The organism is Streptomyces sp. NPDC006296, assembly GCF_040613235.1.
GTDB lineage: Bacteria > Actinomycetota > Actinomycetes > Streptomycetales > Streptomycetaceae > Streptomyces.
Genome location: NZ_JBEXRT010000030.1, coordinates 60,899 through 86,586 on the forward strand (window position 1 = coordinate 60,899; position 25,688 = coordinate 86,586).

Sequence of the window (25,688 nt, forward strand, 5' to 3'; positions counted from 1 at the left end):
GGGGATCGGGGCGGGATGGACGCGGACCACGGTGAGCGCACCGGAGACGAGAAGAAGCTCGCTCCGTCCGATGGGGCGAACCGCTCGGAAACAGACCATTACGCCGAGGCCGCGCCCGTCGGGGAACCGGGTACCGGAGAGGCGCACCCTCCGGCCACGGACGAGGCGGCAGCGCCGGCGCCCGCGGCCGACGTCCCCGGCCCCGCCGGCGGTCGTCAGGGGGCCGGTATGGCGGGGCTCCCGCTGCCGTACCAGGTCGTGGCCGCGCTCGCGCTGTCCGTCATAGCCCTGCTGGCCTGCGGGCACATAGCCATGGTCTTTCTGCACGTCGCCCCGTCCAACACGCTCACGAAGAAGCACGGTGAGGTCGTCGACGACTGGGTCTATCCCGAGTTCGAGCAGAACTGGAAGCTCTTCGCTCCCAACCCGCTCCAGCAGAACATCTCCGTGCACGTACGGGCCGAGCTGGCCGACGACGGTGCCGACGGCAGCGGCGTCACCCGCTGGATCAACCTCTCGCGTGACGACGGCGAGGCCATACGCGGCAACCCCCTCCCCAGTCACGTCGACCAGAACGAACTGCGTCGGGCCTGGGATTTCTTCACCGGGTCCCACGACAGCGAGAACCGGTCGACCGGCCTGCGCGGTGAGCTGTCCGAGCGCTACATCCGCCGCATCGCGATGCTCCGGCTCGCCGAATACGGCTACGGCGGCACGGTCGAACGCATCCAGGTGCGGTCCGCCGTGCGGTCCGTCGGAGCCCCGGCGTGGAGCGACGAGAAGATCAGCACGAAGACGCAGTACCGGGTACTGCCGTGGTGGGACGTCGACCCGTCGGATCTCCCCCGGGCCGGCGCGACGGACCCGGCACCGCAGGCCGGTACGTCTCCGCAGGCCGGAAAGGCAGGGAAATGAGCTCCTCCGCTCCGGTCCGTGAAAACACCGTCACCGCAGGCCGCTCGTTCGCCCGAGCTCTCCAGCGCATCACGGCCTCGCCCCTCGGCGTTTACCAGAGCGCCGTCGTCCGGATCGGCATCTCCGCCACCGGTCTGCTGTTCCTGCTGCGCGAGTGGCCGCACCGTCGTGAGCTGTACGGTCCCGACGGGCCGTGGAGCTGGGACATGGCCCATCGGCTCATCAGCAACAACGGTGCCTTCACCACCTTGATGTGGTCGGACGGCACGGCCTGGTTCGAGACCGTCTACGCCCTCACACTCGTGTCCGCGGCGCTGCTGGTCGTCGGCTGGCGGACCCGGGCGACGTCCGTGCTGTTCATGGCCGGGATCCTCTCCCTGCAGAACCGCAGCATCTTCATGGGCGACGGCGGCGACAACGTCGTTCACCTGATGGCGCTCTACCTGGTGCTGACCCGCTGCGCGCGGGTCTGGTCCCTGGACGCGCGCAGGGAGGCGAGGAACGCCGCCCGCGCCACCGGGAGCGGTCGTCCGCCCCGTGACGTCATGGGCGTCGTCCTGTGGGTGGTGCTCGGATGCGTCCTCCTGCCGGCCACCTTCCTGGGCGGATTCGGCGGCACCTGGTGGCTGCCGTCCCTGCTGTGGGTGCTGTGGCTGGGGAACGGCGCCTGGTGGGCCCTCGGCCGGTACGCGCCGGGCCACGAACTGCGCACCCTGTGCGACGTCGTCGCCAACCTCGCCCACCACGCCGCTCTTCTCGTGATCATGGCCGAGGTGTGCCTGATCTACGCGACCGCCGGCTGGTACAAGATCCAGGGCTCCCGCTGGCAGGACGGCACCGCGCTCTACTACCCGCTCAAGCTGGACTACTTCGCCCCGTGGCCCTGGCTCTCCGGCCTCCTCGCCTCCAGCGCACTGGCGGTGATGGTGCTGACCTACGCCACGGTCATGGTGCAGGTCGCGTTCCCCTTCACGCTCTTCAACCGGCGGGTCAAGAACGTCCTGCTGGTGTTCATGATCGGTGAGCACGCCGGGATCGCCGTCCTGCTGGGGCTGCCCTTCTTCTCGATGGCCATGATCGCTGCGGACGCGGTCTTCCTGCCGACGGTCTTCCTCCTCTGGCTGGGACGCACGGTGTCGCTCGGCCGGCAGCGCGTGTTCTCCCGGACGCCGGACCGGCTGCGGCTCCCCGGGCAGCGCCGGACGGCGCCGGGCGACGAGGAGGCCGAGCGCAGCGGCGACGGCCGTGGCCATACGCTCGTCGGGTGACCAGCGAGACCGGCAGTACAGAAGAGCCCCGGGTGGCGGCGGCGCCCGACCCGTCCACGGAACCGATCCAGTACGACGACGGGTACGGCGCCGTGGTCGGCGTCGGACCGCACCCGTTGCCCTGGCCCGAAGGGGAGCGCTACGACCCCGAGCTCCTCGCCGAGGGGGACCGGCGCAATGTGGGCGACGCCTACCGCTACTGGACACGGGAAGCGATCGTCGCCGATCTCGACACCCGGCGGCACGACTTCCATGTGGCGGTGGAGAACTGGGGCCACGACTTCAACATCGGCTCGGTGGTGCGCACCGCCAACGCCTTCCTCGCGAAGGAGATCCACATTGTCGGCAGGAGGCGCTGGAACCGGCGGGGGGCCATGGTCACCGACCGCTACCAGCACGTCCGGCATCATCCGGACACGGCGGACCTGACCGCCTGGGCGGGGGCCGAGGGGATCCCGATCATCGGCATCGACAACCTGCCCGGTGCCGTGCCCCTGGAGCGCACGGAGCTGCCGCGACGGTGCGTGCTGCTGTTCGGACAGGAGGGGCCCGGACTGACGGAGGAAGCGCGCGAGCACGCCTCGATGGTGTGCTCGATCGCGCAGTTCGGTTCGACGCGCTCCATCAACGCCGGTGCCGCCGCGGCCATCGCGATGCATGCCTGGGTGCAGCGGTACGCGGACATCAGGGACCCGCAGGGCGGGTGACCGGTGGAGCGGCGGTCCGCTCCACCGGTTGCCGCACGGGCTGCCGGCAGGTCGTTCAGGCCTGCCGGCGGACCTCCACCACCCGGAAGCGGTTGGACACGAACGCCCCGTCGCAGAGAGCCGCGTTGGCCGCCGGGTTGCCTCCCGAACCGTGGAAGTCCGAGAAGGCCGCAGTCTGGTTGACGAAGACGCCACCGGTGAGGTTCAGCGAGAGCTGAGCCGACTCGTCGAAGCAGACCTCCTCCACCGCGCGTTCCACCTCGGCGGAGGTGGTGTACGCCCCGACGGTCATCGCGCCCTTCTCACGGATCGTGCGACGCAGCAGGTCCAGTGCGTCGCCGGTCGAGCCGACGGCGACCGCGAACGAGACCGGCCCGAAGCACTCCGAGAGGTAGGCCGCCCCGTCGTCCGGCTCGCTTCCGTCGAGCTTCACGAGAACCGGCGTACGGACCACCGCGTCGGGGAAGTCGGGGTGGGTGACCGTGCGCGAGGCGAGCGCGACGTCCCCCAGGGCCGAGGCGCCGTCCAGCCGGGCCTTCACATCCGGATTCACCAGGGCACCGAGCAGGCCGTTGGCCCGGGCGTCGTCGCCGAGGAGCCCGTCCACCGCCCCGGCGATGTCCGCCACCACGTCGTCGTAGGTCTTGGCGCCCGCGTCGGTGGTGATGCCGTCCCGCGGGATGAGCAGGTTCTGCGGGGTGGTGCACATCTGGCCGCTGTAGAGGGAGAGCGAGAAGGCCAGGTTGGAGAGCATGCCGCGGTAGTCGTCGGTGGAGTCGAGGACGATCGTGTTGACCCCCGCCTTCTCCGTGTACACCTGGGCCTGCCGGGCGTGGGTCTCCAGCCAGTCGCCGAAGGCGGAGGAACCGGTGTAGTCGATGATCTTCACCTCGGGCCGCACCGCGAGGGTCTTGGCGATGCCCTCGCCGGGCCGCTCCGCCGCCAGGGCGACGAGGTTCGGGTCGAAGCCGGCCTGGGCCAGCACCTCACGCGCCAGCTGCACGGTGAGTGCCAGCGGCAGGACTGCTCGCGGGTGCGGCTTGACCAGAACGGGATTGCCGGTCGCGAGCGAGGCGAAGAGGCCTGGGTAGCCGTTCCACGTGGGGAAAGTGTTGCAGCCGATCAGCAGCGAGACACCGCGCCCTGCCGTGGTGTACGTCTTGTGCAGCCGCAGCGGATCGCGCTTCCCCTGGGGCTTCGACCAGTCGGCGCTGTGCGGGGTACGCGTCTGTTCCTCGTAGGCGTAGGCCACCGCCTCCAGCCCGCGGTCCTGGGCGTGCGGGCCGCCGGCCTGGAAGGCCATCACGAACGCCTGCCCGCTCGTGTGCATCACGGCGTGGGCCAACTCGTGGGTGCGCGCGCTGATCCGCGCCAGGATCTCCAGGCAGACCAGGGCCCTCGTCTCCGGCCCCGCGGCGCGCCAGGAGCCCATGGCGGCCTTCATGGCGGGCAGCAGCACGTCGAGGTCGGCGTGCGGATACTCGACGCCGAGCTCCGGTCCGTACGGCGAGACCTCGCCGCCGGTCCAGCCGTCGGTGCCGGGCTGGCCGAGGTCCAGCCGGGTGTTCAGCACGGCGTCGAACGCGGCCTTGCCCTCGGCGGCCCCGAGGCTGCCGGGGAGACCCTCCGCGCCGTAGGCCTTCGGGTGCTCGGGATGCGGCGACCAGTAGGCGCGCGTACGGATCGCGTCGAGGGCCCGGTCGAGCGTCGGGCGGTGGATCTCGGACAGCTTCTCGGGGGAAAGCTCGGCGGCCATGACGGACCAACTCCTCGTCGAGCCGGGCAGGGACGTGCGGACGGAGTTAGAGTAACCGAACGATCGGTCGGGACAAGGGGCCCCAGGAAACCTGTGGACAACTCATGGGGGAGGATCGCGGTCATGACCACGGCCAAGCGGGACACGTACACCCCGGAGACGCTCCTGACCGTCGCCGTCCGCGTCTTCAACGAGCGCGGCTACGACGGCACGTCCATGGAGCACCTCTCCAAGGCGGCGGGCATCTCCAAGTCGTCCATCTACCACCATGTGGCGGGCAAGGAAGAGCTGCTGAGGCGTGCGGTGAGCCGGGCCCTCGACGGGCTCTTCGGCATCCTCGACGAGGCGGGGGCGGTGCAGGGGCGGGCGATCGCCCGGGTCGAGTACGTCACGCGCCGCACGGTCGAGGTGCTCACGGCGGAGCTGCCCTACGTCACTCTGCTGCTGCGCGTGCGCGGCAACACGAAGACGGAACGCTGGGCTCTGGAGCGCAGGCGCGAGTTCGACCAGCGGGTGTCCGAGCTCCTCAGCGCCGCGGTGGCGGAAGGCGACCTGCGCGCGGACGTGGACATACGCCTGGCGACACGGCTGCTCTTCGGCATGGTGAACTCGCTGGTCGAGTGGTACCGACCGCAGCCCGGCGGCGCTCCGGAGACGGAGCAGCTCGCCGACACCGTCGTCCGGCTCGCCTTCGAGGGCATGCGGGCTCCCTGACCCCGTGGCTCCGACGCCGGCCCGCCTGATCTCGGTGCGGGCCGCCGCTCCGACGCGCGCGCCCGCACCGCCCTCCGGGCTCATCACCCCGCCTGTGCGACTCGGCTCGGCTCCGGTGCCGGCCGGCCCGCCTCCGGTACGGGCTGCGCCGCCTTCGATACGGACTGTCGCACTCCGGTACGCCTTCCGGTCCGCGGCGGGCGCCGGCCGTACCTAGGAGAGCTCGGCCGGGTGGTCCGGGCGCGGTCCCAGGTCGGTCTCCTCGAACACCAGCAGGGTGCGGGTCGACAGCACCTCCGGAATAGCTTGGATCCTGGTCAGGACCAGCTCGCGAAGCGCCTGGTTGTCCGGGGTGTGCACCAGGAGCAGAACATCGAAATCGCCGCTGACCAGTGCGATGTGGGTGGCACCCGGCAGCGCCTGGAGCTGTTCGCGCACGGTGCGCCAGGAATTCTGAACGATCTTGAGTGTGATGTAGGCCGAGGCGGCCTGGCCTGCGCGTTCGTGATTCACGCGGGCGCTGAAGCCGCGGATCACGCCGTCCTCCACCAGCCTGTTGATGCGGGCGTAGGCGTTGGCCCGCGACACGTGGACGCGTTCGGCGACGGCCCGTATCGAGGCACGGCCGTCCGTCCGGAGGATGCGCAGGATGGCGTGGTCGGTGGAGTCCAGCGGGCGCGCGGGTGGGATGCGGCCCGGATCCCCGCCTCCGTCGGCCATTTGTTCAGCTGCCATCGGCCCGCGCCTCCCTGTTGTGGACGACCTGCCCCTATCCCAGGCTGTGGATAACCGTTTGTCCACAGGCTGAAGGTGCCTGTAGCCAAATTGCGCTCGCGACCGAACAATCGGTAGGTGAGGCGGGCCACACCAGCGCCTGCTCACCCGCCGACATTCCTGCAGATTTCGACATCCCTCGATATATCTCGATGCCAGGAGGTGCTTGTCATGACGGTCCAGGAGCTGCCCGGCGCAGCCGCCTACCGGCCCACGCCGCCCCCGGCCTGGAAGCCGCTCACCGATCCCGCGCCGCTGCTCCCGGACCCCGAGCCGTTCCGTGTGCTCGGCACCGATGCCGCGGCGGGCTCCGACCCCCAGCTGCTGCTGCGGCTCTACGCCGAGCTGGTCCGCGGCAGGCGGTACAACGCCCAGGCCACCGCACTCACCAAGCAGGGCAGGCTCGCGGTGTATCCGTCGAGCACCGGTCAGGAGGCCTGCGAGATCGCGGCGGCCCTCGTGCTGGAGGACCGGGACTGGCTCTTCCCCAGCTATCGCGACACCCTGGCCGCGGTGGCACGCGGTCTGGACCCGGTCGAGGCACTGACCTTGCTGCGCGGCGACCGGCACACCGGGTACGACCCGCGTGAACACCGCATCGCCCCGCTGTGCACCCCACTGGCCACCCAGTTGCCGCACGCGGTGGGGCTGGCTCACGCGGCGCGTCTCAAGGGCGACGACGTGGTGGCCCTCGCGATGGTCGGCGACGGCGGGACGAGCGAGGGCGATTTCCACGAGGCGCTGAACTTCGCCGCCGTCTGGCGCGCGCCGGTCGTCTTCCTCGTGCAGAACAACGGTTTCGCGATCTCCGTGCCGCTGGCCAAGCAGACCGCGGCGCCGTCCCTCGCCCACAAGGCCGTGGGGTACGGCATGCCGGGGCGCCTGGTCGACGGCAACGACGCGGTCGCGATGCATCAGGTGCTGGGCGAAGCGGTGGCGCGGGCCAGGCGCGGTGAGGGACCGACGCTGGTCGAGGCGGTCACGTACCGCATGGAGGCCCACACGAACGCCGACGACGCCACCCGCTATCGCGTCGACAGCGAGGTCGAGACCTGGCGTGCGCATGATCCGATCAGCCTCCTGGAGCGGGAGCTGACCGGGCGTGGGCTGCTGGACGAGGACGGAATGCGGACGGTGCGGGAGAGCGCGGAGCGGATGGCGGAGGCCCTGCGGGAGCAGATGAACGCCGATCCGGCGCTCGACCCCATGGATCTGTTCCTCCATGTCTACGAGGAGCCGACCGACCAGCTCCGGGAGCAGGCGGCACGCCTGAAGGCCGAGCTGGATGCCGAGCAGGGCCCGGACGAGGACAGCAGCACGGGGGAGAACCGATGAGCACCGCTGCCGCGCCGGCCGGCGAACGGACCGGCAGGGCCAAACCGGCCACCATGGCGCAGGCCCTGGGACGGGCCCTGCGTGACGCGATGGCGGAGGACCCGGCGGTGCATGTGCTCGGGGAGGACGTCGGGACACTCGGCGGTGTCTTCCGCGTCACCGACGGCCTGGCGAAAGAGTTCGGCGACGAGCGCTGCACGGACACACCGCTGGCCGAGGCGGGCATCCTCGGCGCGGCCGTGGGGATGGCGATGTACGGGCTGCGGCCCGTGGTGGAGATGCAGTTCGACGCCTTCGCCTATCCGGCGTTCGAGCAGCTGATCAGCCATGTCGCCAAGATGCGGAACCGTACGGCCGGTGCCATGCCCCTGCCGATCACGGTGCGGGTGCCGTACGGCGGCGGGATCGGTGGGGTCGAGCACCACAGCGACTCCTCGGAGGCCTACTACATGGCGACCCCCGGCCTGCACGTCGTCATGCCGGCCACGGTCGACGACGCGTACGGCCTGCTCAGGGAGTCGATCGCCTCGGACGATCCGGTGGTCTTCCTCGAACCGAAGCGGCTCTACTGGTCCAAGGCCGACTGGTCACCGGAGGCGCCGGCCCCGGTCCAGCCGATAGGACGGGCGGTGGTCCGGCGTCCGGGCCGCAGCGCGACCCTGATCACGTACGGACCGTCCCTCCCCGTGTGCCTGGAGGCCGCGGAGGCGGCCACGGCCGAGGGCTGGGATCTCGAGGTGGTCGATCTGCGCTCGCTGGTGCCGTTCGACGACGAGACCGTCACGGCATCGGTCCGCCGCACCGGACGTGCCGTGGTCGTCCACGAGTCCTCCGGGTTCGGCGGTCCGGGCGGAGAGATCGCGGCACGGGTCACCGAGCAGTGCTTCCACCATCTGGAGGCACCGGTTCTGCGCGTCGCCGGGTTCGACATCCCCTATCCGCCGCCGATGCAGGAGCGGCACCATCTGCCGGGTGTGGACCGGGTGCTCGACGCGGTCGCCCGGCTCCAGTGGGAGGCGGAGAGCTGATGGCGCGCGTGCTCGAATTCAAGCTTCCCGACCTCGGCGAAGGGCTGACCGAGGCGGAGATCGTGCGCTGGCTGGTGGAGGTCGGCGACGTGGTCGCGGTCGATCAGCCGGTGGTCGAGGTCGAGACGGCCAAGGCCATGGTGGAGGTGCCCTGCCCGTACGGGGGTGTGGTGACCGCGCGATACGGCGAGGAGGGTGCGGAGCTGCCGGTCGGAGCACCGCTCCTGACCGTGGCGGTCGGATCTCCGGAGCCGGCCGCCGCCCACGGGGGTTCCGGTGAGTCCTCCGACAGCGGTGCCGGGAGTGACGCGTCCGGAAACGTCCTGGTCGGCTACGGCACCGCGGCGCCTGCCGCCCGCAGGCGCCGGATCAGGCCCGCCCCGGTCTCCTCGCTGTCCTCGGACCGTGGACCGGCGACCCCGCCGGGGGCCGAGGCCACGACGGGACCGGCACCCAGGGCCCTCACTCCGCCGACCGCCCCGACCGCCTCGGCCACACCCGGTGCCCCGGCTGCCTCGACCGCGGTGACGTCGAGGGACACGGCAGGACCCCTGGGCACGGTGAAGTCCGGGGCGGCGACGGCCACCGCCGCGGTGGCGGACTCGGCCCCGGTGCACGGGGTGCCGGACTCGCACGGCCCGGTCGCGGTCATCTCCCCTCTGGTCCGGAAGCTGGCGCGCCAGCACGGTCTCGATCTGCGGCAGGTCGTCGGCACGGGCCGGGACGGGCTGATCCTGCGTACCGACGTGGAGTCCGCCATCAGGTGCGCGGACGAGACACCCGGCACCGTGGCGGAACCCGCGAGGGTGTCGGCGCCGGAGGACTCGGGCGAGCGGATCGCGCTGCGCGGGGTCCGGGGCGCTGTCGCCGACAAGCTGTCCCGCAGCCGCCGGGAGATTCCGGACGCCACCTGCTGGGTCGACGCCGATGCCACCGAGTTGATGGCGGCACGGGCCGCCATGAACGCCGCCGGTTCCGCTGCTGGGCCGAAGGTTTCGGTGCTCGCCCTGCTGGCCCGCATCTGCACGGCGGCCCTGGCACGGTTCCCCGAGCTCAACTCGACGGTGGACGCCGACGCGCGGGAGATCGTGCGGCTTCCCGGGGTCCATCTCGGGTTCGCCGCCCAGACCGAGCGAGGACTGGTCGTTCCGGTCGTCCGTGACGCTCATGCGCGAAACGCGGAGTCCATCGGTGCGGAGATTGCGCGGCTGACCGGTGCGGCCCGGGACGGGAAACTGACCCCGGCACAGCTCACCGGCGGGACGTTCACGCTGAACAACTACGGGGTGTTCGGAGTCGACGGTTCGACGCCCATCATCAACCACCCGGAGGCCGCCATGCTCGGCGTCGGCCGGATCGTGCCCAAACCCTGGGTCCACGAAGGTGAGCTGGCGATCCGCCAGGTCGTCCAGCTCTCCCTCACCTTCGACCACCGGGTCTGCGACGGCGGTACGGCCGGTGGGTTCCTGAGATACGTGGCCGACTGCGTGGAACAGCCGGTGGTGCTGCTGCGCACGCTGTAGCGGAGCGAAGGAACGGTCCCGGCCCGGGATGCTCGCGAGTTCGGTCCCCTCAGGGCGGTCCCCCGAGGGACTGCCCTGAAGGTGCCGCCCGCATACTCGGGGCATGACCGCCTTTGATGCCATCGTCCTTGCCGGAGGGGCCGCCAAGCGCCTCGGGGGAGCCGACAAGCCAGGGCTCCACGTGGGTGGCCGCTCGCTGCTCGACCGGGTGCTGGCCGTCTGCGACGGCGCCGGGTCCACCGTGGTCGTGGGCGGTCGTCGCCCCACCCGTCGTCCGGTCACCTGGACCCGCGAGGTGCCCGAGGGAGGCGGCCCCCTGGCCGCGCTCGGCGCCGGTGTGCGGCACACGGAGGCACAGAGCGTTCTGGTGCTCTCCGCGGATCTGCCCTTCCTGAGCGCGGCGACCGTCCGTTCGTTGCTGGCCGCAGCGGCATCCGGAGACCGCGAGGGCGCGCTGTGCACCGATCAGGGCGGGCGGGACCAGCCGTTGGTCGCGGTCTACCGGGCCGAGCCGTTGCGCCGCGAGCTCGCACTTCTCGCGACCGAACACGGCAGTCTGACAGGCCTTCCCCTGCGGATGCTGACCGCCGAACTGGATCTGGCCCGGGTCCGGGCCGGCGCTCTGGCCTCCTTCGACTGCGACACCTGGGAGGACGTTGCTGCCGCAAGGGCACGGATCAGGGAGCATGGGACCGTGCTGGACGAATGGATCACCGCAGTCAAGAACGAACTGGGCATCGAATTCGACGTCGACACCGACGTCCTGCTCGATCTCGCCCGTGACGCCGCCCACGGTGTCGCCCGGCCCGCCGCGCCGTTGACCACCTTCCTGGTGGGGTACGCGGCGGCGATGGCCGGCAGCGGCCGGAGCCCGGAGGAAGCGGCCGAGGCCGTTGCCGAGGCTTCTCGCAAGGCCACCGCCCTCGCGCTCCGGTGGGCGGAGGAAACGGAGGCGGGCGGCGGGCCCGGCACACCGTGACCGCGCACGGAGGCGAGGCACGGGCGGGCGGCGCCGGCGGGTCCGGTGAGGAGGAGCGCGCGGCCGAGGAGGCACGGGCTGCCGAGGAGGAGCGGGCGGTCGAGCAGGCCCTCGCTCTCGTCGGACGTCCTCCGCGGGCCGGGCGCCGCTCATCGGAAGGCCCGGGCACGACACCCCCGGCGCCGGTCCCCTCGTCGACGGCCGCACCGACGGCTCCGTCATCATCGACGGCTCCGACAGCACCTGCGGTTCCATCATCGCCGGTGGCTCCGGACGTACTGACGGCACCGGCAGCATCCTCGTCCTTGCCGGTGGACCCGGGGGCCTGCGGTGATTCGGCGTCCGGTTCACCGGGGTGTTCCGGCTCGCGGACTTCCGGTTCACCGGATGCTGGGTCACGCGGCGACGGCGCGCGGAGCTCCGGCCCACAGGAGCCCGGCTCACCGGCTGTGTCTCCGCCGGCCCTCGGCTCACCCGCCGCGGGCGGAAGGAGCCCGGACGCATCGACACCGGGCACTCCTGCTTCAGGTGCTCCGTATCCGGGTGCTCCCTATCCGGGTGCTCCGGATCCGAGCGGTCCTGCCGTAGGTTCTCCGCGCTCTCAGAAAGCCGGCTCACCCACACCGCCCGAGTCCGCCGATTCGCCCACACCGCCCGAGTCCGTCGGCTCGCCTCTCCCACCCGTGCCCGCCGATCCGGCCGCACCGCCCGCATCCGTCGGCGCGGCCGGCCGTTCTTCGGCCTCCTCGCGTGGACACCGGGCCAGAGCCACCGCCTGGTCCGCGGCCCGTGCCCTGGCCGAGCGTCTGGGCCGTACCACTCCCCTCGCCGCTCACCGGCTTCCGCTGGACCGCGCTCTCGGGCACGTACTGGCCGAGGCCGTCGTGGCGCTCACCGACCTGCCGTCGTTCGACACCTCGGCCATGGACGGCTGGGCAGTCGCGGGGCCGGGTCCCTGGACCGTACGGGAGGGGGAGGGGCTGCTCGCGGGCCGCGAGCCCTCCGCAGCGCTCCCCGACGGACAGGCGCTGAGGATCGCCACCGGCGCGCGTCTTCCGGCGGACGCCACCGCCGTGATCCGCAGCGAGCACGCCCACTGCGACGAGGCCAAGAGGCTCCTTCACGCGGAACGCGACGTAGTTCCTGGCCAGGACATCCGGCCCCGGGGGCAGGAGTGCCGGTCCGGCGATGAGCTGCTGCCCGTGGGAACGGTGGTGACTCCGCCCGTACTCGGACTGGCGGCCGCCGCCGGCTACGACGCACTCGTGGCCGTACCCCGGCCCCGTGTCGATGTCTTCGTGCTCGGTGACGAGCTCCTCACGAAGGGGCCCCCGCGTGACGGTCTGATCCGGGACGCGCTCGGCCCCATGCTGGCCCCCTGGCTCCGGGCTCTGGGTGCCGAGGTGACCGAGCCCCGGCGGCTCGGGGACGATGCCGAGGCGCTCCGGCAGGCGCTCGTCTCCTCCGATGCCGACCTGATCGTCACCACGGGTGGGACAGCCGCCGGCCCGGTGGATCACGTGCACCCGGTGCTGGAGCGGATCGGGGCCGAACTCCTCGTCGACGGGGTGGCCGTACGGCCTGGTCATCCGATGCTTCTGGCGCGCCTTGCCGAGCGGGGACCCTGCCTGGTGGGGCTGCCCGGCAACCCTCTTGCCGCAGTGTCCGGACTGCTCACGCTGGCCGAGCCCCTGCTCCGGGGGATCGCCGGCCGGTCTCCGCAGGACCGGTACCACGCCTCGGTCCATGAAGAGGTGCACGGACACCCGCACGACACCCGGCTGATCCCCGTGGTCCACCGCGACGACAGCGTCGTTCCCCTTCATTACGACGGTCCCGCCATGCTGCGTGGGATCGCCGCCGCGGACGGGCTGGCCGTGGTGCCGCCCGGCGGGGTACGGTCCGGCACCGAGGTGGAGATCCTCGATCTACCGTGGGCCTCGGCGTCGCCGTGGACGGAAGGGTGTTTCACGTGAAACTTCCCGGCCACGATGCGATGGCCAGGCGCGCAGACGAACATGTCGTCCCGACCCGGGTGCTCCTTCCCCGGCGGGTGGTCGACCGGCCGCTGCGGCAGGTGGCCAAGCGCTTGGCCATGGCTCTCACGGTGCTGGCCGCCACGGTCTTCATCGTCTGGGCGGACCGGGGCGGCTACCACGACAACGCCGACAACAAGGTCGACTTCCTCGACGCCGTCTACTACGCGACGGTGACGCTGTCGACGACCGGCTACGGCGACATCGTCCCGTACAGCGATCCGGCTCGCCTGGTCAACGTGGTGCTGGTGACGCCGTTGCGCGTGCTCTTCCTGATCATCCTGGTCGGCACCACCCTCGAGGTCCTGACGGAGCGGACCCGGGAGGATTTCCGGCTGAACCGTTGGAGAAGCAACTTGCGTGAACACACCGTGGTCGTCGGCTTCGGCACGAAAGGCCGCTCGGCGATCCAGACGCTCTGCGCGACCGGTCTGAAGAAGGACCAGATCGTCATCGTCGACCCGGCCGGCAAGGTCATCGAAGCGGCCAACGCGGAGGGCTTCGTTGGCGTGCTGGGCGATGCGACACGCAGCGATGTGCTGTTGCGGGCCGAGGTCCAGAAGGCCCGTCAGATCATCATCGCCACCCAGCGTGACGACACCGCCGTCCTGGTCGCACTGACCGCGCGACAGCTCAATCGCGGCGCGAAGATCGTGGCTGCGGTGCGCGAGGAGGAGAACGCGCCGTTGCTGCGCCAGTCCGGCGCCGATGCCGTGATCACCAGCGCGAGCGCGGCGGGCCGTCTGCTCGGTCTCTCCGTCCTCAGCCCCAGTGCGGGCACGGTGATGGAGGACCTCATCCAGCAGGGCAGCGGGCTCGATCTCGTCGAACGGCCGGTGATAAAGGCCGAGGTCGGCAAGAGCGTCCGGGAGACCGACGACCTGGTGGTGAGCGTGCTGCGTGGGCACCGGCTGCTGGGGTACGACGATCCCGCGGCCAGCCCGCTGCAGCTGACGGACCGGGTGATCACCATCGTGCGGGCATCACCGCTCCATGTCTCGGCGGCGCACCATCCTCAGGCACCCGGCCAGTCGTCCTAGCAGGGGAGAAGGTCCCGGGCGGCGCAGCCAGGTCGGACCCGTCCCGGTCCTGCACGGAGTAGCCTCGCCGCCATGTATGCGATCACGATCCCCGAACCCGGCGGCCCCGAAGCGCTCGTATGGGCCGAGGTCCCCGATCCCGTACCAGGCGAGGGCGAAGTCCTCGTCGAGGTCGTGTCCAGCGCGGTCAACCGGGCCGACGTCCTCCAGCGGCAGGGCTTCTACAACCCTCCGGCCGGTGCCTCCCCCTATCCCGGACTCGAATGCGCGGGCCGCATCACGGAGCTGGGCCCCGGTGTGACGGGGTGGGCCGTGGGCGACGAGGTGTGCGCACTGCTCGCGGGCGGCGGCTACGCGGAGAAGGTGGTGGTGCCCGTCGGCCAGATGCTGCCGGTGCCCGCCGGTGTGGATCTCGCCGAGGCGGCAGCGCTGCCCGAGGTGGCGGCGACGGTCTGGTCCAACGTCTTCATGGTGGCCCACCTCCGTCCGGCCGAGACCCTTCTGGTGCACGGAGGATCCAGCGGTATCGGCACGATGGCGATCCAGCTGGCGAAGGCCGTCGGCGCGCGCGTCGCGGTGACCGCGGGCGGACCCGAGAAGCTGGCGCGCTGTCAGGAACTCGGTGCCGACATCCTCATCGACTACCGCGAACAGGATTTCGTCGAAGAACTGCGCCAGGCCACGGACGGTGCGGGAGCGGACGTGATCCTCGACATCATCGGCGCGAAGTATCTCGACCGGAACGTGCGGGCACTGGCGGTGAACGGCCGTCTCGCCGTCATCGGCCTTCAGGGCGGTGCCAAGGGCGAGCTGAATCTGAGCGCCCTGCTGAGCAAGCGGGCCGCCGTCACGGCAACGTCGCTGCGTGCACGGCCGCTCGCCGAGAAGACCGCGATCATCGCCGCGGTACGCGAGCATGTGTGGCCGCTGCTCGCCGACGGCGTCGTCAAGCCGATCGTGGACCGCACGATGCCCATGCCGGAGGCGGCCGAAGCCCACCGGCTGATGGAGTCCAGCAGCCATGTCGGCAAGATCCTTCTCGCCGCGCCGAACGCCTGAGGCACGAGACCGCACGACCTGAGGCACGAGGGAGCCGAGAGCCGAGGTTGCGAGACCTGTGGCGGAGGGGCCGGCGCGGAAGGTCCGGAGCGTGCGGTCCGGGGTGTGGGTTCCGGGGCATGGGTTCCGGTACGCGAGATCCCGGGCGTGAGGTCGGGCCCGTCGGCCTCGGCCGGCGGGAGGTACTCAGGCAGGCACGATCGACAGGTCGCCGGACCTGCGGGCGCTTCATGTCGGGTACCAGGACGGTGAGGACGGCAGGCCACGGAACCGGCGGGCGTTTCGTCGCGATCCAGGCCCCCGGCCGTCGCCATCGGCCCTCGGACCAGCGCCATTGGCTCCGGGGCACCGGCCCCGGGTCGCCTGGCCACCATGTCCGGGACCGCCGGCCCCCGGCCCAGGGGCACCGCGCCCAGGCTTTCGACCGCCGGGTCATTGCGCTCCGGCGTTCGGCCACCGGGCCACCATGCTCGGGCCACCGGCATTGGCCCTGGGCCACCGGCATCGATCCCCGGGCCACGCGGTCACCGGCATCGGCCCCGGGCCACTCGGCCACGCGGTCATCTGACCACCGTGTCGCCCGGCCCCCCGGTCGTTGCGCCCGGCCCCCTAGCCATCGGCCCCCGGCCCAGGGGCACCGCACCCCGACTGCCGGGTCACCGTGTCCCCGGCCCCCGTTCGTCGCCCCTGGCCCTCGGGCCGCCGACTCACCGGACCACCGGCCGACTCACCGGACCACCGGCCGACCCGCCGACCCACCGGCCGACCCGCCGACCCACCGGCCGACCCGCCGACCCACCGGCCGACCCGTCGGCCGTTCGGCAGTGGCAGCGGGCGGGACGACGGCGGGGCCCGGCACACAGTGTGTGTGCCGGGCCCCGGTTGCCTGGGCCGTCCGGTGAGACCGGGCCTACAGGTACGGGCCGGACCGTGCCGGACCGTGAGGATCGACGGTGATCTCCTCGTCCTCCTGGCCGACGCCCGGAGGCAGGGCGCGGCGCATCTGTTCCAGCTGCGCGCGGGCCGCCATCTGCTGGGCGAACAGCGCCGTCTGAATGCCGTGGAAAAGGCCTTCGAGCCAGCCCACCAGCTGGGCCTGCGCGATCCGCAGTTCTGCCTCGGACGGGACGGATTCCTCGGTGAACGGCAGTGAGAGCCGCTCCAGCTCCTCCACCAGCTCAGGAGCGAGACCGTCCTCCAGCTCCTTCACCGAGCTCGCGTGGATCTCCTTCAGCCTGACCCGGCTCGCCTCGTCGAGAGGAGCCGCCCTGACCTCCTCCAGCAGCTGCTTGATCATGCTGCCGATGCGCATGACCTTCGCGGGCTGTTCGACCATCTCCGTCACCGGGATCTCGCGCGACTCGTCGCCATCGCCACCGCCGCCGATGGCCATGCCGTCCTGTCCCACCACGAGGACCTGAGGGTGCTCCTGCGACCGTTCATTGCTCGGCATCTCCATGACGCCATTCTCTCGCACACGCGCTTCACCACATGGCGGTGCCCCCGGATAGAAGTGATCACTCCGTCCCGGAGCACGGGTGGCCGTCCGTCTCGGAGCACGGCGGGCACCGGAGCGGGTGCCCGAGTGGGTGCCGGATCAGTCCGCGCGCCGCATGCGGAGGGCCAGAAAGGCGAGACCCAGCCCCACCAGGATGATTCCGCTGCCCAGCGAGATGTTCCGTATCTGCCGTGCGGCGATCTCGTTCATGGCTTGCCGCTGCCGCACGGTCTCCTTGGGGTCCGGGAACGCCTCGGGCGGCGGAGTGAACGCGGGCACGAGAGCGGGATCCGGGTCGGGCGGCATCTCGTCCGCCGCCGCGTCGGAGTCCGCCCCTTCCGCGGCGGAAAGAGGCCTTCCCGGCCGTGCCCTGCCCTCCCCGGCCAGCCGCCCGGCGAGTGGTGACTCCTCGGCCGCGGAGCTCTCCTCGGGAGTGCTCGGTGCGGGGGAGCCCGGGGGCCTCGTCGGAGCCGAGAGCGCCGGAGGTGCGGAGGAGGCGGATGCGTCGCCTTCGCGTGCCCAGGCCGTGGTTCCTGCTGCCGTCCCGATCGGTCCGAGTACCACCCCGATCGCCGCCATCAGAACGACGACGCACCGTGACGACCGTGAGACCGGGAGTCCTGGAGGCATGAGACCAGCGTCACACGCCCTGTGAGGGGCGGCATCCTGGAGACGCCTGAAAGCATCCTCCGGCTTTCGAGGCCACCTCCCGGGCGCCCGGAGCCGCCCTCAGACGTCCGGAGGACGCCTCGGGACGCCCGAAGAGGCACTGCCGAGTGTCCGGACGGCCCCGGGCGCGCGAGGGCATCGGGGAACGCTCGGAGGAGTCGCCGCACCGCGGCGGGCATCCGGAGACCGGCCCCCAGCCGCACGCACGAACGCTCAGGAGGGCCCCCGGCCCGTGAGGACCCTGCCATGGAGGGCCCGGCCTCCATGGCAGGGTCCTCCGGAAGCCTCCCCGAGTGCCCGAAGACGCCACTCCGAACGCCCGGAACGCGCCCTTGCAGCGTCCGGATCAGCTTCGGAGAGCGGCGTGACGAGCAAGGAGCAGGAGCCGAGGCCGCCCGGAAGGGCCCAGGCCCAAAAAAGACCCAGGCCCGTAAAGAGCCCAGGCCCGCCCCCTCAAGAGCCCGCCCCTCAAGAGCCCGCCCCCACAAGGGAACCAGCCCCCCGAAGAGGCCCCAGGCTCCAAAAGGCCCAGGCCCGGAAGGTCCGGAGGCGGCGACCCGGCGGGGAGAGATCCGCCGGTCAAGCCGTCACAGACGAACGACCGTGCGGCCGAGTCGCAGCGCAGCCGTCCGATCGAGCGGACAGCAGGAGGAGGAGATCCCCCGGTCCCGTAGCGAGCGGAGAGCGGCCGGTCAGGCCGGGTCGCCCGAGGAGACGCGCAGCTCGAAGTCGGCGCCCTCTTCGGAGACCGCGGTGCCCGAGGAGGGGAACTGGTCGATGACCTGGTCCTCGGCGTAGGTGTTGCCCTCCACCTTGACCACCCTGATCGTCCAGCCGGCGGCGTTGGCGCAGTCCTTGGCCGACCGGATGTCCTTGTAGACGAAGCTCGGAGCCTGGACCTTCGACGGGTCGTTGGTGTCCTCGATGGCGTCGGTGCACTTCTCCTTGTCCATCGTCCGGTTGCGCTCCGGCGGCTTGTGCTCGCCGCCCACGGCGGAGCCGCTCGCACTCGGCTCGCCGCCCTTGCCGTTCCCCGAGTCGTCGCCCATGTTCAGGAACGCGATCAGCCCGCCGATCGCGACCAGGGCGACGACGATGGATCCCACGACGACCGGCATGTTGCCCTTGGACGCGCCGCCTCCGCCGGAGCCCGCCGTCGTCTGCGGGGACATGGCGTACGGGGCGTGCGTCTGCTGCCCCAGGTGGGCCGGGCCGTACGTCTGGGCCGTCTGCGGATAGCCGTACCCCTGCGTCGGGGCCGGGGTCGGCGGGCCGTAGGGGCCCGGCTGGTGTTGCTGCGGCTGGTAGGGGGTCTGCACGCTGTGCGGTGCCGGTGTGGCCTGGTCGACGGGCGGGAAGACCGCCGAGCCGACGCCCGAGCCGCTGTTCGCCGGAGCGCCGCCGCCGATGATCACCGGAGCCCCCGCGGGGCCGCCGGCGTTGAGCACCCGCGTGATCTCGTCCTGCATCGCCGCGGCGCTCGGGAAACGCTCGTTCGGGTTCTTCTTCAGCGCGCGGGCGACGAGGGCGTCCATCGCGGGCGTGACCGACCGGTTGATGCTCGACGGGGCGACCGGCTCCTCCTGCACGTGCGCGTACGCGATGGCGAGCGGGGAGTCCGCGTCGAAGGGGATACGGCCCGTGAGGAGCTGGAAGAGCATGATGCCGACCGAGTACAGGTCGGAGCGCGCGTCGACGCCGCGGCCGAGCGCCTGCTCGGGGGAGAGGTACTGGGGGGTGCCGACGACCATCCCGGTCTGGGTCATCGAGGTGACGCCCGACTGCATCGCCCGGGCGATGCCGAAGTCCATCACCTTGACGACGCCGCGCTTGGTCATCATCACGTTGCCGGGCTTGATGTCCCGGTGGACCAGACCCATCTCGTGGCTGGTCTCCAGGGCGGCGAGCACGTCGGCCGTCACCTTGAGGGCCTTCTCGCCCGGCATGGCGCCGTACTGCTGGATGTCCGACTGGAGCACGGAGCCGAGCGGCTGCCCCTCGACGTACTCCATGACGATGTACGGCATCAGGGCGCCGCCGAGCTCGTCCTCGCCGGTGTCGAACACCGAGACGATGTTGGTGTGCTGCAGCTTGGCGACGGCCTGGGCCTCGCGCCGGAACCGCTCGCGGAAGGACTGCTCGCGCCCGAGCTCCGTGTGCAGCGTCTTGATCGCGACCTGTCGGTCCAGGGCCGAGTCGTACGCGAGGTAGACGGACGCCATGCCGCCCTCGCCGAGCAGATCGCGCAGCTGGTAGCGGCCGCCGGCCACGGAACCGCCCGCGTACCGCCCCTGTCCCCCGTCGTGGCTCATGACGTGCATCCCCCTCGGCGCCCGACGGACGCGATCATCCCTAGTACGGGCCAAGTCTGCCCGAGGGGTCCGACACGTCAAGCCAGGTGCCCGTTCCGTGACCCTACGCACAAGAAGCGTCTCGGAAGCGTTACAGGAAACGCATCGAATTTGCGTGTACGGCGCGCGAGCCGATTGGATGGCCCGTCACTCTGGAAACCGGTGCGTCGGGCAGAGCCTGTAGCGTGACGTGGCAATGCAGCAAGGCACCGTGAGAACCCGCGGACGCGCGGACAGATACGACGGCGAGGACTGATGGCACCCGAATCCGAAGCAAACGGCGGCGGAGTTTCGGATGGCACCGACTCCTGGGGTGTCGGCGGTGTGGTCGGAGACGGCCGTTACCGCATGACCCACCGGCTCGGCCGCGGCGGCATGGCCGAGGTCTACGCCGCGGAGGACGTCCGTCTGGGACGGACGGTGGCGGTGAAACTGCTCCGTTCCGATCTCGCCGAGGACCCGGTCTCGAAGGCCCGCTTCACGCGTGAGGCGCAGTCGGTCGCGGGGCTCAACCACCACGCGATCGTCGCCGTGTACGACTCCGGTGAGGACGTCGTGGGCGGTGCGACCGTCCCCTACATCGTGATGGAGCTCGTCGAGGGCAACACCATCCGCGATCTGCTGCTGGAGGCCGAGGCCCCGCCGCCCGAGCAGGCGCTGATCATCGTCTCGGGTGTCCTGGAGGCCCTGGCCTACTCCCACCAGCACGGCATCGTGCACCGCGACATCAAGCCGGCGAACGTGATCATCACGCACTCCGGTGCCGTCAAGGTGATGGACTTCGGCATCGCCCGTGCGCTGCACGGCGCCCAGTCGACGATGACCCAGACCGGCATGGTCATGGGGACGCCCCAGTACCTCTCCCCCGAGCAGGCGCTCGGCAAGGCCGTCGACCACCGCTCCGACCTGTACGCCACCGGCTGCCTGCTCTACGAACTGCTGGCGCTCAGACCCCCGTTCACGGGAGAGACCCCGCTCTCCGTCGTCTACCAGCACGTCCAGGACATCCCGGTGCCGCCCTCCCAGGTCACCGGGGAGGTCCCGCCGGAGCTGGACGGGCTCGTCATGCGGTCCCTCGCCAAGGAGCCGGACGACCGGTTCCAGAGCGCCGAGGAGATGCGCGGACTCGTCCAGTACAGCCTGCAGATGCTGCAGGTGCAGGGCGGGCACACCGGCAGCTGGAACACGGGGCCGGTCAACGCCCACGACGGCGGCCACACCGCGGCCATGAACGTCGGCGGCGCCACGGCGGCCATGGGCTACCCCGCGCACGGGGACACCTCGCAGGGCCCGATCCTGCCTCCCCGGAACCCCGACGACGGGGCGTACGCGGGCGGTCACCACGGCAACGGCGGCGGTCGCGGCAAGATGTGGCTCTTCGCGCTCCTCGCCCTGATCGCGATCGGAGCGGGCGTCGCGTTCGCGCTCCAGGCGTCGAGCGGTGACGAGGGCAACAAGAAGTCCCCGACCTCGCCCACCACCTCCCACTCCCCCTCGCCGACCCCGTCCTCGCCGGAGCCGACGGACGAGGAGACCGAGAAGACCGAGGACCCGGGCACCTCCACGGGCGGTCAGACGTGGCCCACCGACGACCCCACGTGGACACCGACGAAGGAGCAGCCCAAGCCGACGGAGGAGCCCGAGGAGACCCCCACGACGCCCGATCCGGGCACGAGCGACGGCGGTACGACGACCGACGGCGGGACCGGCGACGACGGTGGCACGGCCGACGGCGGGTCCACCGACGGCGCAACCACCGACGGCGGTACGGCGGGGACGACGACGGAGGGGACCACCGCCGGTACCTCGGCCGGAGCCGCGGCTGGCACCGCCGCCGGCGCGACCGGCACCACCGGACAATGAGGGCGGACGCCGGGTGAGGAGCGGCCTTCGGCACGGAGGCCGCTGCTCCGGACCACGCCGCGGAGCCGACGGCCTCCGGCCGCCCCCGGGGCCCACGCCGCGGAGGACCTCCCCCGCCGCCGCGCGCCTCAGGCCGTGAAGGCCTCGCCGACCGCCTCGTACTCCCGCGTCCACCACACCGCCAGGGCCGACACCGCAGGGAACTGCGGGTCGGCCCTGCGGTCGTTCAGGCGGTAGCGCCAGCGCAGTATCCAGAAGTCGTTGAGACGCTCCCACCACACCCGGTGCACCGCCGCCGCCAGCTCGGCCGCCCCGGCGCCGGCCGATCGCCGGTAGGCGCGGGCGTACGCCCGCACCTTCTCCAGTGCCAGCTTCCCGTCGGGCCGTACGAAGAAGATCGCCGCCGCCCGCACGGCCTCCTCCGCGCGCGGCTGGACGCCGAGCCGGTCCCAGTCGACGATCGCGACCGGGTCGGCCCCCTGGTAGAGCAGGTTCAGCGGGTGGAAGTCCCCGTGCACCCATCCCCGCGCGGAGCCCTCGGGGGTGGGCGGCCGGCGGTGCGCGTGCTGCTCCAGCAGCGCGCGGCGCTCCACGAGGCGGTGCACGGCCAGCTCGTCGAACGCGTCGCGCGGGCCGAGGCTCCGTGCCGCCGTCAGCAGCTCGTCGATCAGGGTGAACGTGTCGGCGGGATCAGGGCTCTGCCCGCGGACCGGGGGCGGCGGGTCGGCCTCCATGACCTGCTCCAGCCCCATGTGCACGGCTCCGAGGAGGGCGCCGAGCCGGCGCGACTGGGCGGTCGTCAGCTGGGTGCCGTCCCGGTGCAGGCCGTCCACCCATCGGTGCAGGGCATAGCGTTCTCCGTCAATCACCGTGACCGTGTCACCCTCTGTGTCCGCGAGGGGTGGGACCACCGGCACACCGAGGGAGTGCAGCTGCTGGGTCGCCCGGTGCTGCCGGACGATCGTCGCGTGATCGCCGCTGGCGTCGTCCAGGTGGTGCTTGTCGAGATGGTGCTTGAGGAAGTACGAACCGTGGGTGGTGGAGACCCGATAACCGTGGTTGAGCAGGCCCTTGCTGAGCGGTTCGCAGGCGAGGGGTTCACCTGCGTCCGGGTAGCGGCGCAGCACCTCGCCGACCGGAGGGACAGGCGGAAGGGTCACAGATGAGCGCAGCACCCGACACATGTTAGGTGACGCTACGTGTCCGCCCTGACGGACTTGCGCCGAAGGCCAGAGTGTGCATGTGTGCCAGGCGGGGATCGAGCCGCAGGTACACCGGATCGAAGTCCTCGCCGTTCACCTCGGCCGGGCCGGTCCCGAAGCGGTCGCGCTGGGCGGGGCCCGGCTCCATGATCTCGACGGGTCCGGTGAACTGCACGGACCAGAGGTCCTCCGTGCCGGCGGGTGCCGGGGAGTTGAAGTTGTCCGCCCCGTAGGCGACGACGCTTCCGTCGCAGGAGTCGTGGAATCCGAGTCCCCTGTGCATCCGCAGCACCACCCGGCCCTCGATCACCAGGTGTCGGGCGACCGCGAGGAAGGGCAGGGCCCGCATGCTCATGGCCAGCCGGCCGTAGCGCACGCTGCCGAGCAGCTCCATGGCGCGGCGCTTGTCCGCGCCGGAGGAGGCGGAGGCGGACGCGGACGCGGTCCCGACGGACCCGGGGGCGGACGCGGTCGCGACAGGCCCAGGGGTGGCCGCGGTCCCGACAGGCCCGGGGGCGCCCGCGGATCCGGCGGCACCCGGGCCGGCCGGTGCGTCAGGGCGCCCGGAGGACCCGTGGGCACCCGGGGCACCCGATGAGCCCGGGAGGCCGGTGGCACCTGTGGCGTCGGAGGAACCGGAACCCTTCGCGGTCCCGTCGGAGGGGCGGGAAGAAAGCATGGCTCCCACTCTCCGGCACGCGTAGGGGCGGGGTAAGAGTCCCCGGCCCCCGGCGGCCCGGGACCAAAGTCCCGCGCCGGCCGGCCGCCGCCGGAGACCGGGGCCGGGCCCGCCCGGCCGCTGTCCCGCCCCGCTCAGCGCTTCTCGGCCTGGAGCCTCGCGACGTACGCCGCCGCCTGCGACCGCCGCTCCATGCCCAGCTTGGACAGCAGGCTGGAGACGTAGTTCTTGATGGTCTTCTCGGCGAGGTGCAGCCGCTCGCCGATCACCCGGTTCGTCAGCCCCTCGCCGATCAGGTCGAGGATCTTGCGCTCCTGGTCGGTCAGCCCCGCGAGCCGGTCGTCGCCCTTGCCGTCCTTGCCCTCGCGCAGCCGCTCCAGCACGCGGGCGGTGGCCGCCGGGTCCAGCAGGGACCTGCCGGCCGCCACGTCGCGCACGGCGCTGAGCAGCTCGCTGCCGCGGATGGCCTTCAGCGCGTATCCCGAGGCACCCGCCATGATCGCGTCGAACAGGGCCTCGTCATCGGCGTACGAGGTGAGCATCAGGCACTTGATGTCCTCGTCCTTCGAGCGGATCTCGCGGCAGACCTCCACCCCGCTGCCGTCCGGCAGCCGGACGTCCAGCACGGCGACGTCGGGCCGGGTGGCCGGAATCCGGGCGAGGGCGTCGGCGGCCGTGCCCGCCTCGCCGACCACCTCGATGTCGGACTCGGCGGTCAGCAGCTCGTGGACCCCGCGCCGCACGACTTCGTGATCATCGAGCAGGAATACCGTGATTTTTCCTTCTTCGCGCACATTCGCAGTCTCACACACTCCCCTGTCCCATGCCCTTCCCTGCGCCTGCCGGCCGGGATAACGTGCCGTTGTTCCGGCCTCCTGCCAGGCTGTTACCGACGCTGTGACCAGCGGGAGTTCGCGATTTTCGCGATTTACTTGGAAATCCAAGCAAAATCGCAGGTCACAAGGTGTTTCGCAGTTGTGCGACGCACTGGGTAACGTGCTTATGACAGGACGCTCGCCGGGGCACCTGTCACGCCTGTTCCCGGCCGAGCGGCACCCACCCCGTGCACGGGTCCGGACACAGGCGAGCCGCACTGGCTTCCCGGCCATCCCGGGGGCCGGACCGACGGAGGAGCACGCACGTGACCGTGGAGAGCACTGCCGCGCGCAAGCCGCGACGCAGCAGCAAGCGGACCAGCGCCGCGAAGACGCCGGAGGCCTCCGGCCCCCAGCTGGTTCAGCTGCTGACGCCCGAGGGCGAGCGCGTCGAGCACCCGGACTTCCAGATCGACCTCGGCGCGGAGGAGCTCCGCGGGCTCTACCGGGACATGGTCCTGACCCGTCGTTTCGACGCCGAGGCCACCGCGCTGCAGCGCCAGGGCGAGCTGGGTCTGTGGGCGTCGCTGCTCGGCCAGGAGGCCGCACAGATCGGCTCCGGCCGCGCGCTGCGCGACGACGACTACGTCTTCCCGACCTACCGGGAGCACGGCGTCGCCTGGTGCCGGGGCGTCGACCCGACCAATCTGCTCGGCATGTTCCGCGGCGTGAACCACGGCGGCTGGGACCCGAGCACCAACAACTTCCACCTGTACACGATCGTCATCGGCTCGCAGACCCTGCACGCCACCGGCTACGCCATGGGCGTCGCCAAGGACGGCGCGGACTCGGCCGTGATCGCGTACTTCGGTGACGGCGCCTCCAGCCAGGGCGACGTGGCGGAGGCGTTCACCTTCTCCGCCGTCTACAACGCCCCCGTCGTGTTCTTCTGCCAGAACAACCAGTGGGCGATCTCCGAGCCCACCGAGAAGCAGACGCGGGTGCCGCTCTACCAGCGTGCGCAGGGCTTCGGGTTCCCCGGCATCCGGGTGGACGGCAACGACGTCCTCGCCTGCCTCGCCGTCACCAGGTCGGCGCTGGAACGTGCCCGCAGGGGCGAGGGCCCCACCCTGGTCGAGGCGTTCACCTACCGGATGGGTGCCCACACCACCTCCGACGACCCGACCAAGTACCGGGCGGACGAGGAGCGGGCGGCCTGGGAGGCGAAGGACCCGATCCTGCGGCTGCGCACCTACCTGGAGAAGCAGGAGTTCGCCGACGCGGCGTTCTTCACCGCGCTGGAGGAGGAGAGCGAGTCCCTCGGCAAGCGGGTGCGTGACGTGGTGCGAGGCATGCCCGACCCGGACCGGCTGGCGATCTTCGAGCACGTCTACGCCGACGGCAGTCCGCTCGTCGACGAGGAGCGCGCCCAGTTCGCCGCCTACCAGGCATCGTTCGCCGAGGAGGGCAACTAGCC

General features: G+C 71.6%; 20 protein-coding genes and 1 pseudogene. 13 read left to right on the forward strand and 8 right to left on the reverse strand.

All coding sequences use genetic code 11. From position 1 onward, the window contains the following. The first annotated feature begins 15 nt into the window (after window positions 1-15). Genes ABZ172_RS21105 through ABZ172_RS21115 form a run of 3 tightly spaced genes read left to right on the forward strand, consistent with a single transcriptional unit; the run spans window position 16 to window position 2,890 of the window. Window positions 16-915 (forward strand): DUF5819 family protein, encoded by a 900-nt coding sequence (locus ABZ172_RS21105; RefSeq protein ID WP_356885277.1) that lies wholly within the window; start codon window positions 16-18, stop codon window positions 913-915. After that, window positions 912-2,183 (forward strand): HTTM domain-containing protein, encoded by a 1,272-nt coding sequence (locus ABZ172_RS21110; RefSeq protein ID WP_356885278.1) that lies wholly within the window; start codon window positions 912-914, stop codon window positions 2,181-2,183. The genes ABZ172_RS21105 and ABZ172_RS21110 overlap by 4 nt, the downstream gene beginning before the upstream one ends. After that, on the forward strand, window positions 2,180-2,890 hold the full coding sequence (locus ABZ172_RS21115; RefSeq protein WP_356885279.1) for a TrmH family RNA methyltransferase: 711 nt from the start codon (window positions 2,180-2,182) through the stop codon (window positions 2,888-2,890). Before ABZ172_RS21110 ends, ABZ172_RS21115 begins: the two co-directional genes overlap by 4 nt. Before the next feature lie 55 nt (window positions 2,891-2,945). Here the strand turns inward: ABZ172_RS21115 and paaN are convergent, their stop codons facing one another. Continuing rightward, window positions 2,946-4,646 (reverse strand): phenylacetic acid degradation protein PaaN, encoded by a 1,701-nt coding sequence (gene paaN / locus ABZ172_RS21120; protein WP_356885280.1) that lies wholly within the window; start codon window positions 4,644-4,646, stop codon window positions 2,946-2,948. A gap of 123 nt (window positions 4,647-4,769) precedes the next feature. On the opposite strand from paaN, the gene ABZ172_RS21125 reads away from it, so the two are divergent. Next, the gene (locus ABZ172_RS21125; protein ID WP_356885281.1) at window positions 4,770-5,360 is read left to right on the forward strand and encodes a TetR/AcrR family transcriptional regulator; all 591 of its coding nucleotides are present in this window, start codon (window positions 4,770-4,772) and stop codon (window positions 5,358-5,360) included. A 213-nt stretch (window positions 5,361-5,573) separates the two neighbouring features. Here ABZ172_RS21125 and ABZ172_RS21130 read toward each other — a convergent pair whose 3' ends face one another. Further along, window positions 5,574-6,080, reverse strand: coding sequence for an Lrp/AsnC family transcriptional regulator (locus ABZ172_RS21130; RefSeq protein ID WP_356885304.1), 507 nt, complete (start codon window positions 6,078-6,080; stop codon window positions 5,574-5,576). A gap of 225 nt (window positions 6,081-6,305) precedes the next feature. Here ABZ172_RS21130 and pdhA (ABZ172_RS21135) point away from each other — a divergent pair, with 225 nt between their 5' ends. From pdhA (ABZ172_RS21135) to ABZ172_RS21165, 7 genes are all read left to right on the forward strand, one after another. Beyond that, entirely contained in the window at window positions 6,306-7,469 is a 1,164-nt protein-coding gene (gene pdhA / locus ABZ172_RS21135) for a pyruvate dehydrogenase (acetyl-transferring) E1 component subunit alpha (RefSeq protein WP_356885282.1), read from the forward strand. Further along, on the forward strand, window positions 7,466-8,497 hold the full coding sequence (locus ABZ172_RS21140; RefSeq protein ID WP_356885283.1) for an alpha-ketoacid dehydrogenase subunit beta: 1,032 nt from the start codon (window positions 7,466-7,468) through the stop codon (window positions 8,495-8,497). Before pdhA (ABZ172_RS21135) ends, ABZ172_RS21140 begins: the two co-directional genes overlap by 4 nt. Then, entirely contained in the window at window positions 8,497-10,020 is a 1,524-nt protein-coding gene (locus tag ABZ172_RS21145; protein WP_356885284.1) for a dihydrolipoamide acetyltransferase family protein, read from the forward strand. The genes ABZ172_RS21140 and ABZ172_RS21145 overlap by 1 nt, the downstream gene beginning before the upstream one ends. Before the next feature lie 103 nt (window positions 10,021-10,123). Continuing rightward, the gene (locus ABZ172_RS21150; protein ID WP_356885285.1) at window positions 10,124-10,999 is read left to right on the forward strand and encodes an NTP transferase domain-containing protein; all 876 of its coding nucleotides are present in this window, start codon (window positions 10,124-10,126) and stop codon (window positions 10,997-10,999) included. Between the two features lie 449 nt (window positions 11,000-11,448). Then, entirely contained in the window at window positions 11,449-12,975 is a 1,527-nt protein-coding gene (locus tag ABZ172_RS21155) for a molybdopterin-binding protein (RefSeq protein ID WP_356885286.1), read from the forward strand. Then, window positions 12,933-14,075, forward strand: coding sequence for a potassium channel family protein (locus ABZ172_RS21160; RefSeq protein ID WP_356885287.1), 1,143 nt, complete (start codon window positions 12,933-12,935; stop codon window positions 14,073-14,075). Before ABZ172_RS21155 ends, ABZ172_RS21160 begins: the two co-directional genes overlap by 43 nt. A gap of 72 nt (window positions 14,076-14,147) precedes the next feature. Beyond that, window positions 14,148-15,134, forward strand: coding sequence for an NAD(P)H-quinone oxidoreductase (locus ABZ172_RS21165; protein WP_356885288.1), 987 nt, complete (start codon window positions 14,148-14,150; stop codon window positions 15,132-15,134). Window positions 15,135-16,044: 910 nt separating this feature from the next. On the opposite strand, the gene ABZ172_RS21170 is transcribed toward ABZ172_RS21165, so the two are convergent. From ABZ172_RS21170 to ABZ172_RS21180, 3 genes are all read right to left on the reverse strand, one after another. After that, complete coding sequence (locus tag ABZ172_RS21170; protein ID WP_356885289.1) at window positions 16,045-16,593, reverse strand: bacterial proteasome activator family protein; 549 nt, start codon at window positions 16,591-16,593, stop codon at window positions 16,045-16,047. A 138-nt stretch (window positions 16,594-16,731) separates the two neighbouring features. Continuing rightward, window positions 16,732-16,911: a hypothetical protein gene (locus ABZ172_RS21175; RefSeq protein ID WP_356885290.1), complete on the reverse strand. Its 180-nt coding sequence runs from the start codon at window positions 16,909-16,911 to the stop codon at window positions 16,732-16,734. A 1,082-nt stretch (window positions 16,912-17,993) separates the two neighbouring features. After that, window positions 17,994-19,613, reverse strand: a complete 1,620-nt coding sequence (locus ABZ172_RS21180) for a protein kinase (protein ID WP_356885291.1) — start codon at window positions 19,611-19,613, stop codon at window positions 17,994-17,996. A 294-nt stretch (window positions 19,614-19,907) separates the two neighbouring features. Here ABZ172_RS21180 and ABZ172_RS21185 point away from each other — a divergent pair, with 294 nt between their 5' ends. After that, the gene (locus tag ABZ172_RS21185; protein WP_356885292.1) at window positions 19,908-21,515 is read left to right on the forward strand and encodes a protein kinase; all 1,608 of its coding nucleotides are present in this window, start codon (window positions 19,908-19,910) and stop codon (window positions 21,513-21,515) included. A 128-nt stretch (window positions 21,516-21,643) separates the two neighbouring features. Here the strand turns inward: ABZ172_RS21185 and ABZ172_RS21190 are convergent, their stop codons facing one another. The 3 genes and pseudogenes from ABZ172_RS21190 to ABZ172_RS21200 form a co-directional block, all read right to left on the reverse strand. Continuing rightward, window positions 21,644-22,642: a phosphotransferase gene (locus ABZ172_RS21190; protein ID WP_356885305.1), complete on the reverse strand. Its 999-nt coding sequence runs from the start codon at window positions 22,640-22,642 to the stop codon at window positions 21,644-21,646. 58 nt (window positions 22,643-22,700) lie between these two features. Beyond that, window positions 22,701-23,126: pseudogene (locus tag ABZ172_RS21195) on the reverse strand (pyridoxamine 5'-phosphate oxidase family protein); the annotation flags it as partial. Window positions 23,127-23,530: 404 nt separating this feature from the next. Continuing rightward, the gene (locus ABZ172_RS21200) at window positions 23,531-24,190 is read right to left on the reverse strand and encodes a response regulator transcription factor (protein WP_356885293.1); all 660 of its coding nucleotides are present in this window, start codon (window positions 24,188-24,190) and stop codon (window positions 23,531-23,533) included. Window positions 24,191-24,537: 347 nt separating this feature from the next. On the opposite strand from ABZ172_RS21200, the gene pdhA (ABZ172_RS21205) reads away from it, so the two are divergent. Continuing rightward, a complete protein-coding gene (pdhA, locus tag ABZ172_RS21205) occupies window positions 24,538-25,686 on the forward strand; it encodes a pyruvate dehydrogenase (acetyl-transferring) E1 component subunit alpha (protein ID WP_356885294.1) in 1,149 nt (382 codons plus the stop codon). Window positions 25,687-25,688: the final 2 nt, after the last annotated feature.

What these genes read in the sequence shown, in the direction of transcription:
- ABZ172_RS21105 (WP_356885277.1), top strand. Translation starts at nt 16, where the DNA reads ATGGACGCGGACCACGGTGAGCGCACCGGAGACGAGAAGAAGCTCGCT.
- ABZ172_RS21110 (WP_356885278.1), top strand. Translation starts at nt 912, where the DNA reads ATGAGCTCCTCCGCTCCGGTCCGTGAAAACACCGTCACCGCAGGCCGC.
- paaN (WP_356885280.1), bottom strand. Translation starts at nt 4,646, where the DNA reads ATGGCCGCCGAGCTTTCCCCCGAGAAGCTGTCCGAGATCCACCGCCCG.
- ABZ172_RS21125 (WP_356885281.1), top strand. Translation starts at nt 4,770, where the DNA reads ATGACCACGGCCAAGCGGGACACGTACACCCCGGAGACGCTCCTGACC.
- ABZ172_RS21130 (WP_356885304.1), bottom strand. Translation starts at nt 6,080, where the DNA reads ATGGCCGACGGAGGCGGGGATCCGGGCCGCATCCCACCCGCGCGCCCG.
- pdhA (WP_356885282.1), top strand. Translation starts at nt 6,306, where the DNA reads ATGACGGTCCAGGAGCTGCCCGGCGCAGCCGCCTACCGGCCCACGCCG.
- ABZ172_RS21140 (WP_356885283.1), top strand. Translation starts at nt 7,466, where the DNA reads ATGAGCACCGCTGCCGCGCCGGCCGGCGAACGGACCGGCAGGGCCAAA.
- ABZ172_RS21145 (WP_356885284.1), top strand. Translation starts at nt 8,497, where the DNA reads ATGGCGCGCGTGCTCGAATTCAAGCTTCCCGACCTCGGCGAAGGGCTG.
- ABZ172_RS21150 (WP_356885285.1), top strand. Translation starts at nt 10,124, where the DNA reads ATGACCGCCTTTGATGCCATCGTCCTTGCCGGAGGGGCCGCCAAGCGC.
- ABZ172_RS21165 (WP_356885288.1), top strand. Translation starts at nt 14,148, where the DNA reads ATGTATGCGATCACGATCCCCGAACCCGGCGGCCCCGAAGCGCTCGTA.
- ABZ172_RS21170 (WP_356885289.1), bottom strand. Translation starts at nt 16,593, where the DNA reads ATGGAGATGCCGAGCAATGAACGGTCGCAGGAGCACCCTCAGGTCCTC.
- ABZ172_RS21180 (WP_356885291.1), bottom strand. Translation starts at nt 19,613, where the DNA reads ATGAGCCACGACGGGGGACAGGGGCGGTACGCGGGCGGTTCCGTGGCC.
- ABZ172_RS21185 (WP_356885292.1), top strand. Translation starts at nt 19,908, where the DNA reads ATGGCACCCGAATCCGAAGCAAACGGCGGCGGAGTTTCGGATGGCACC.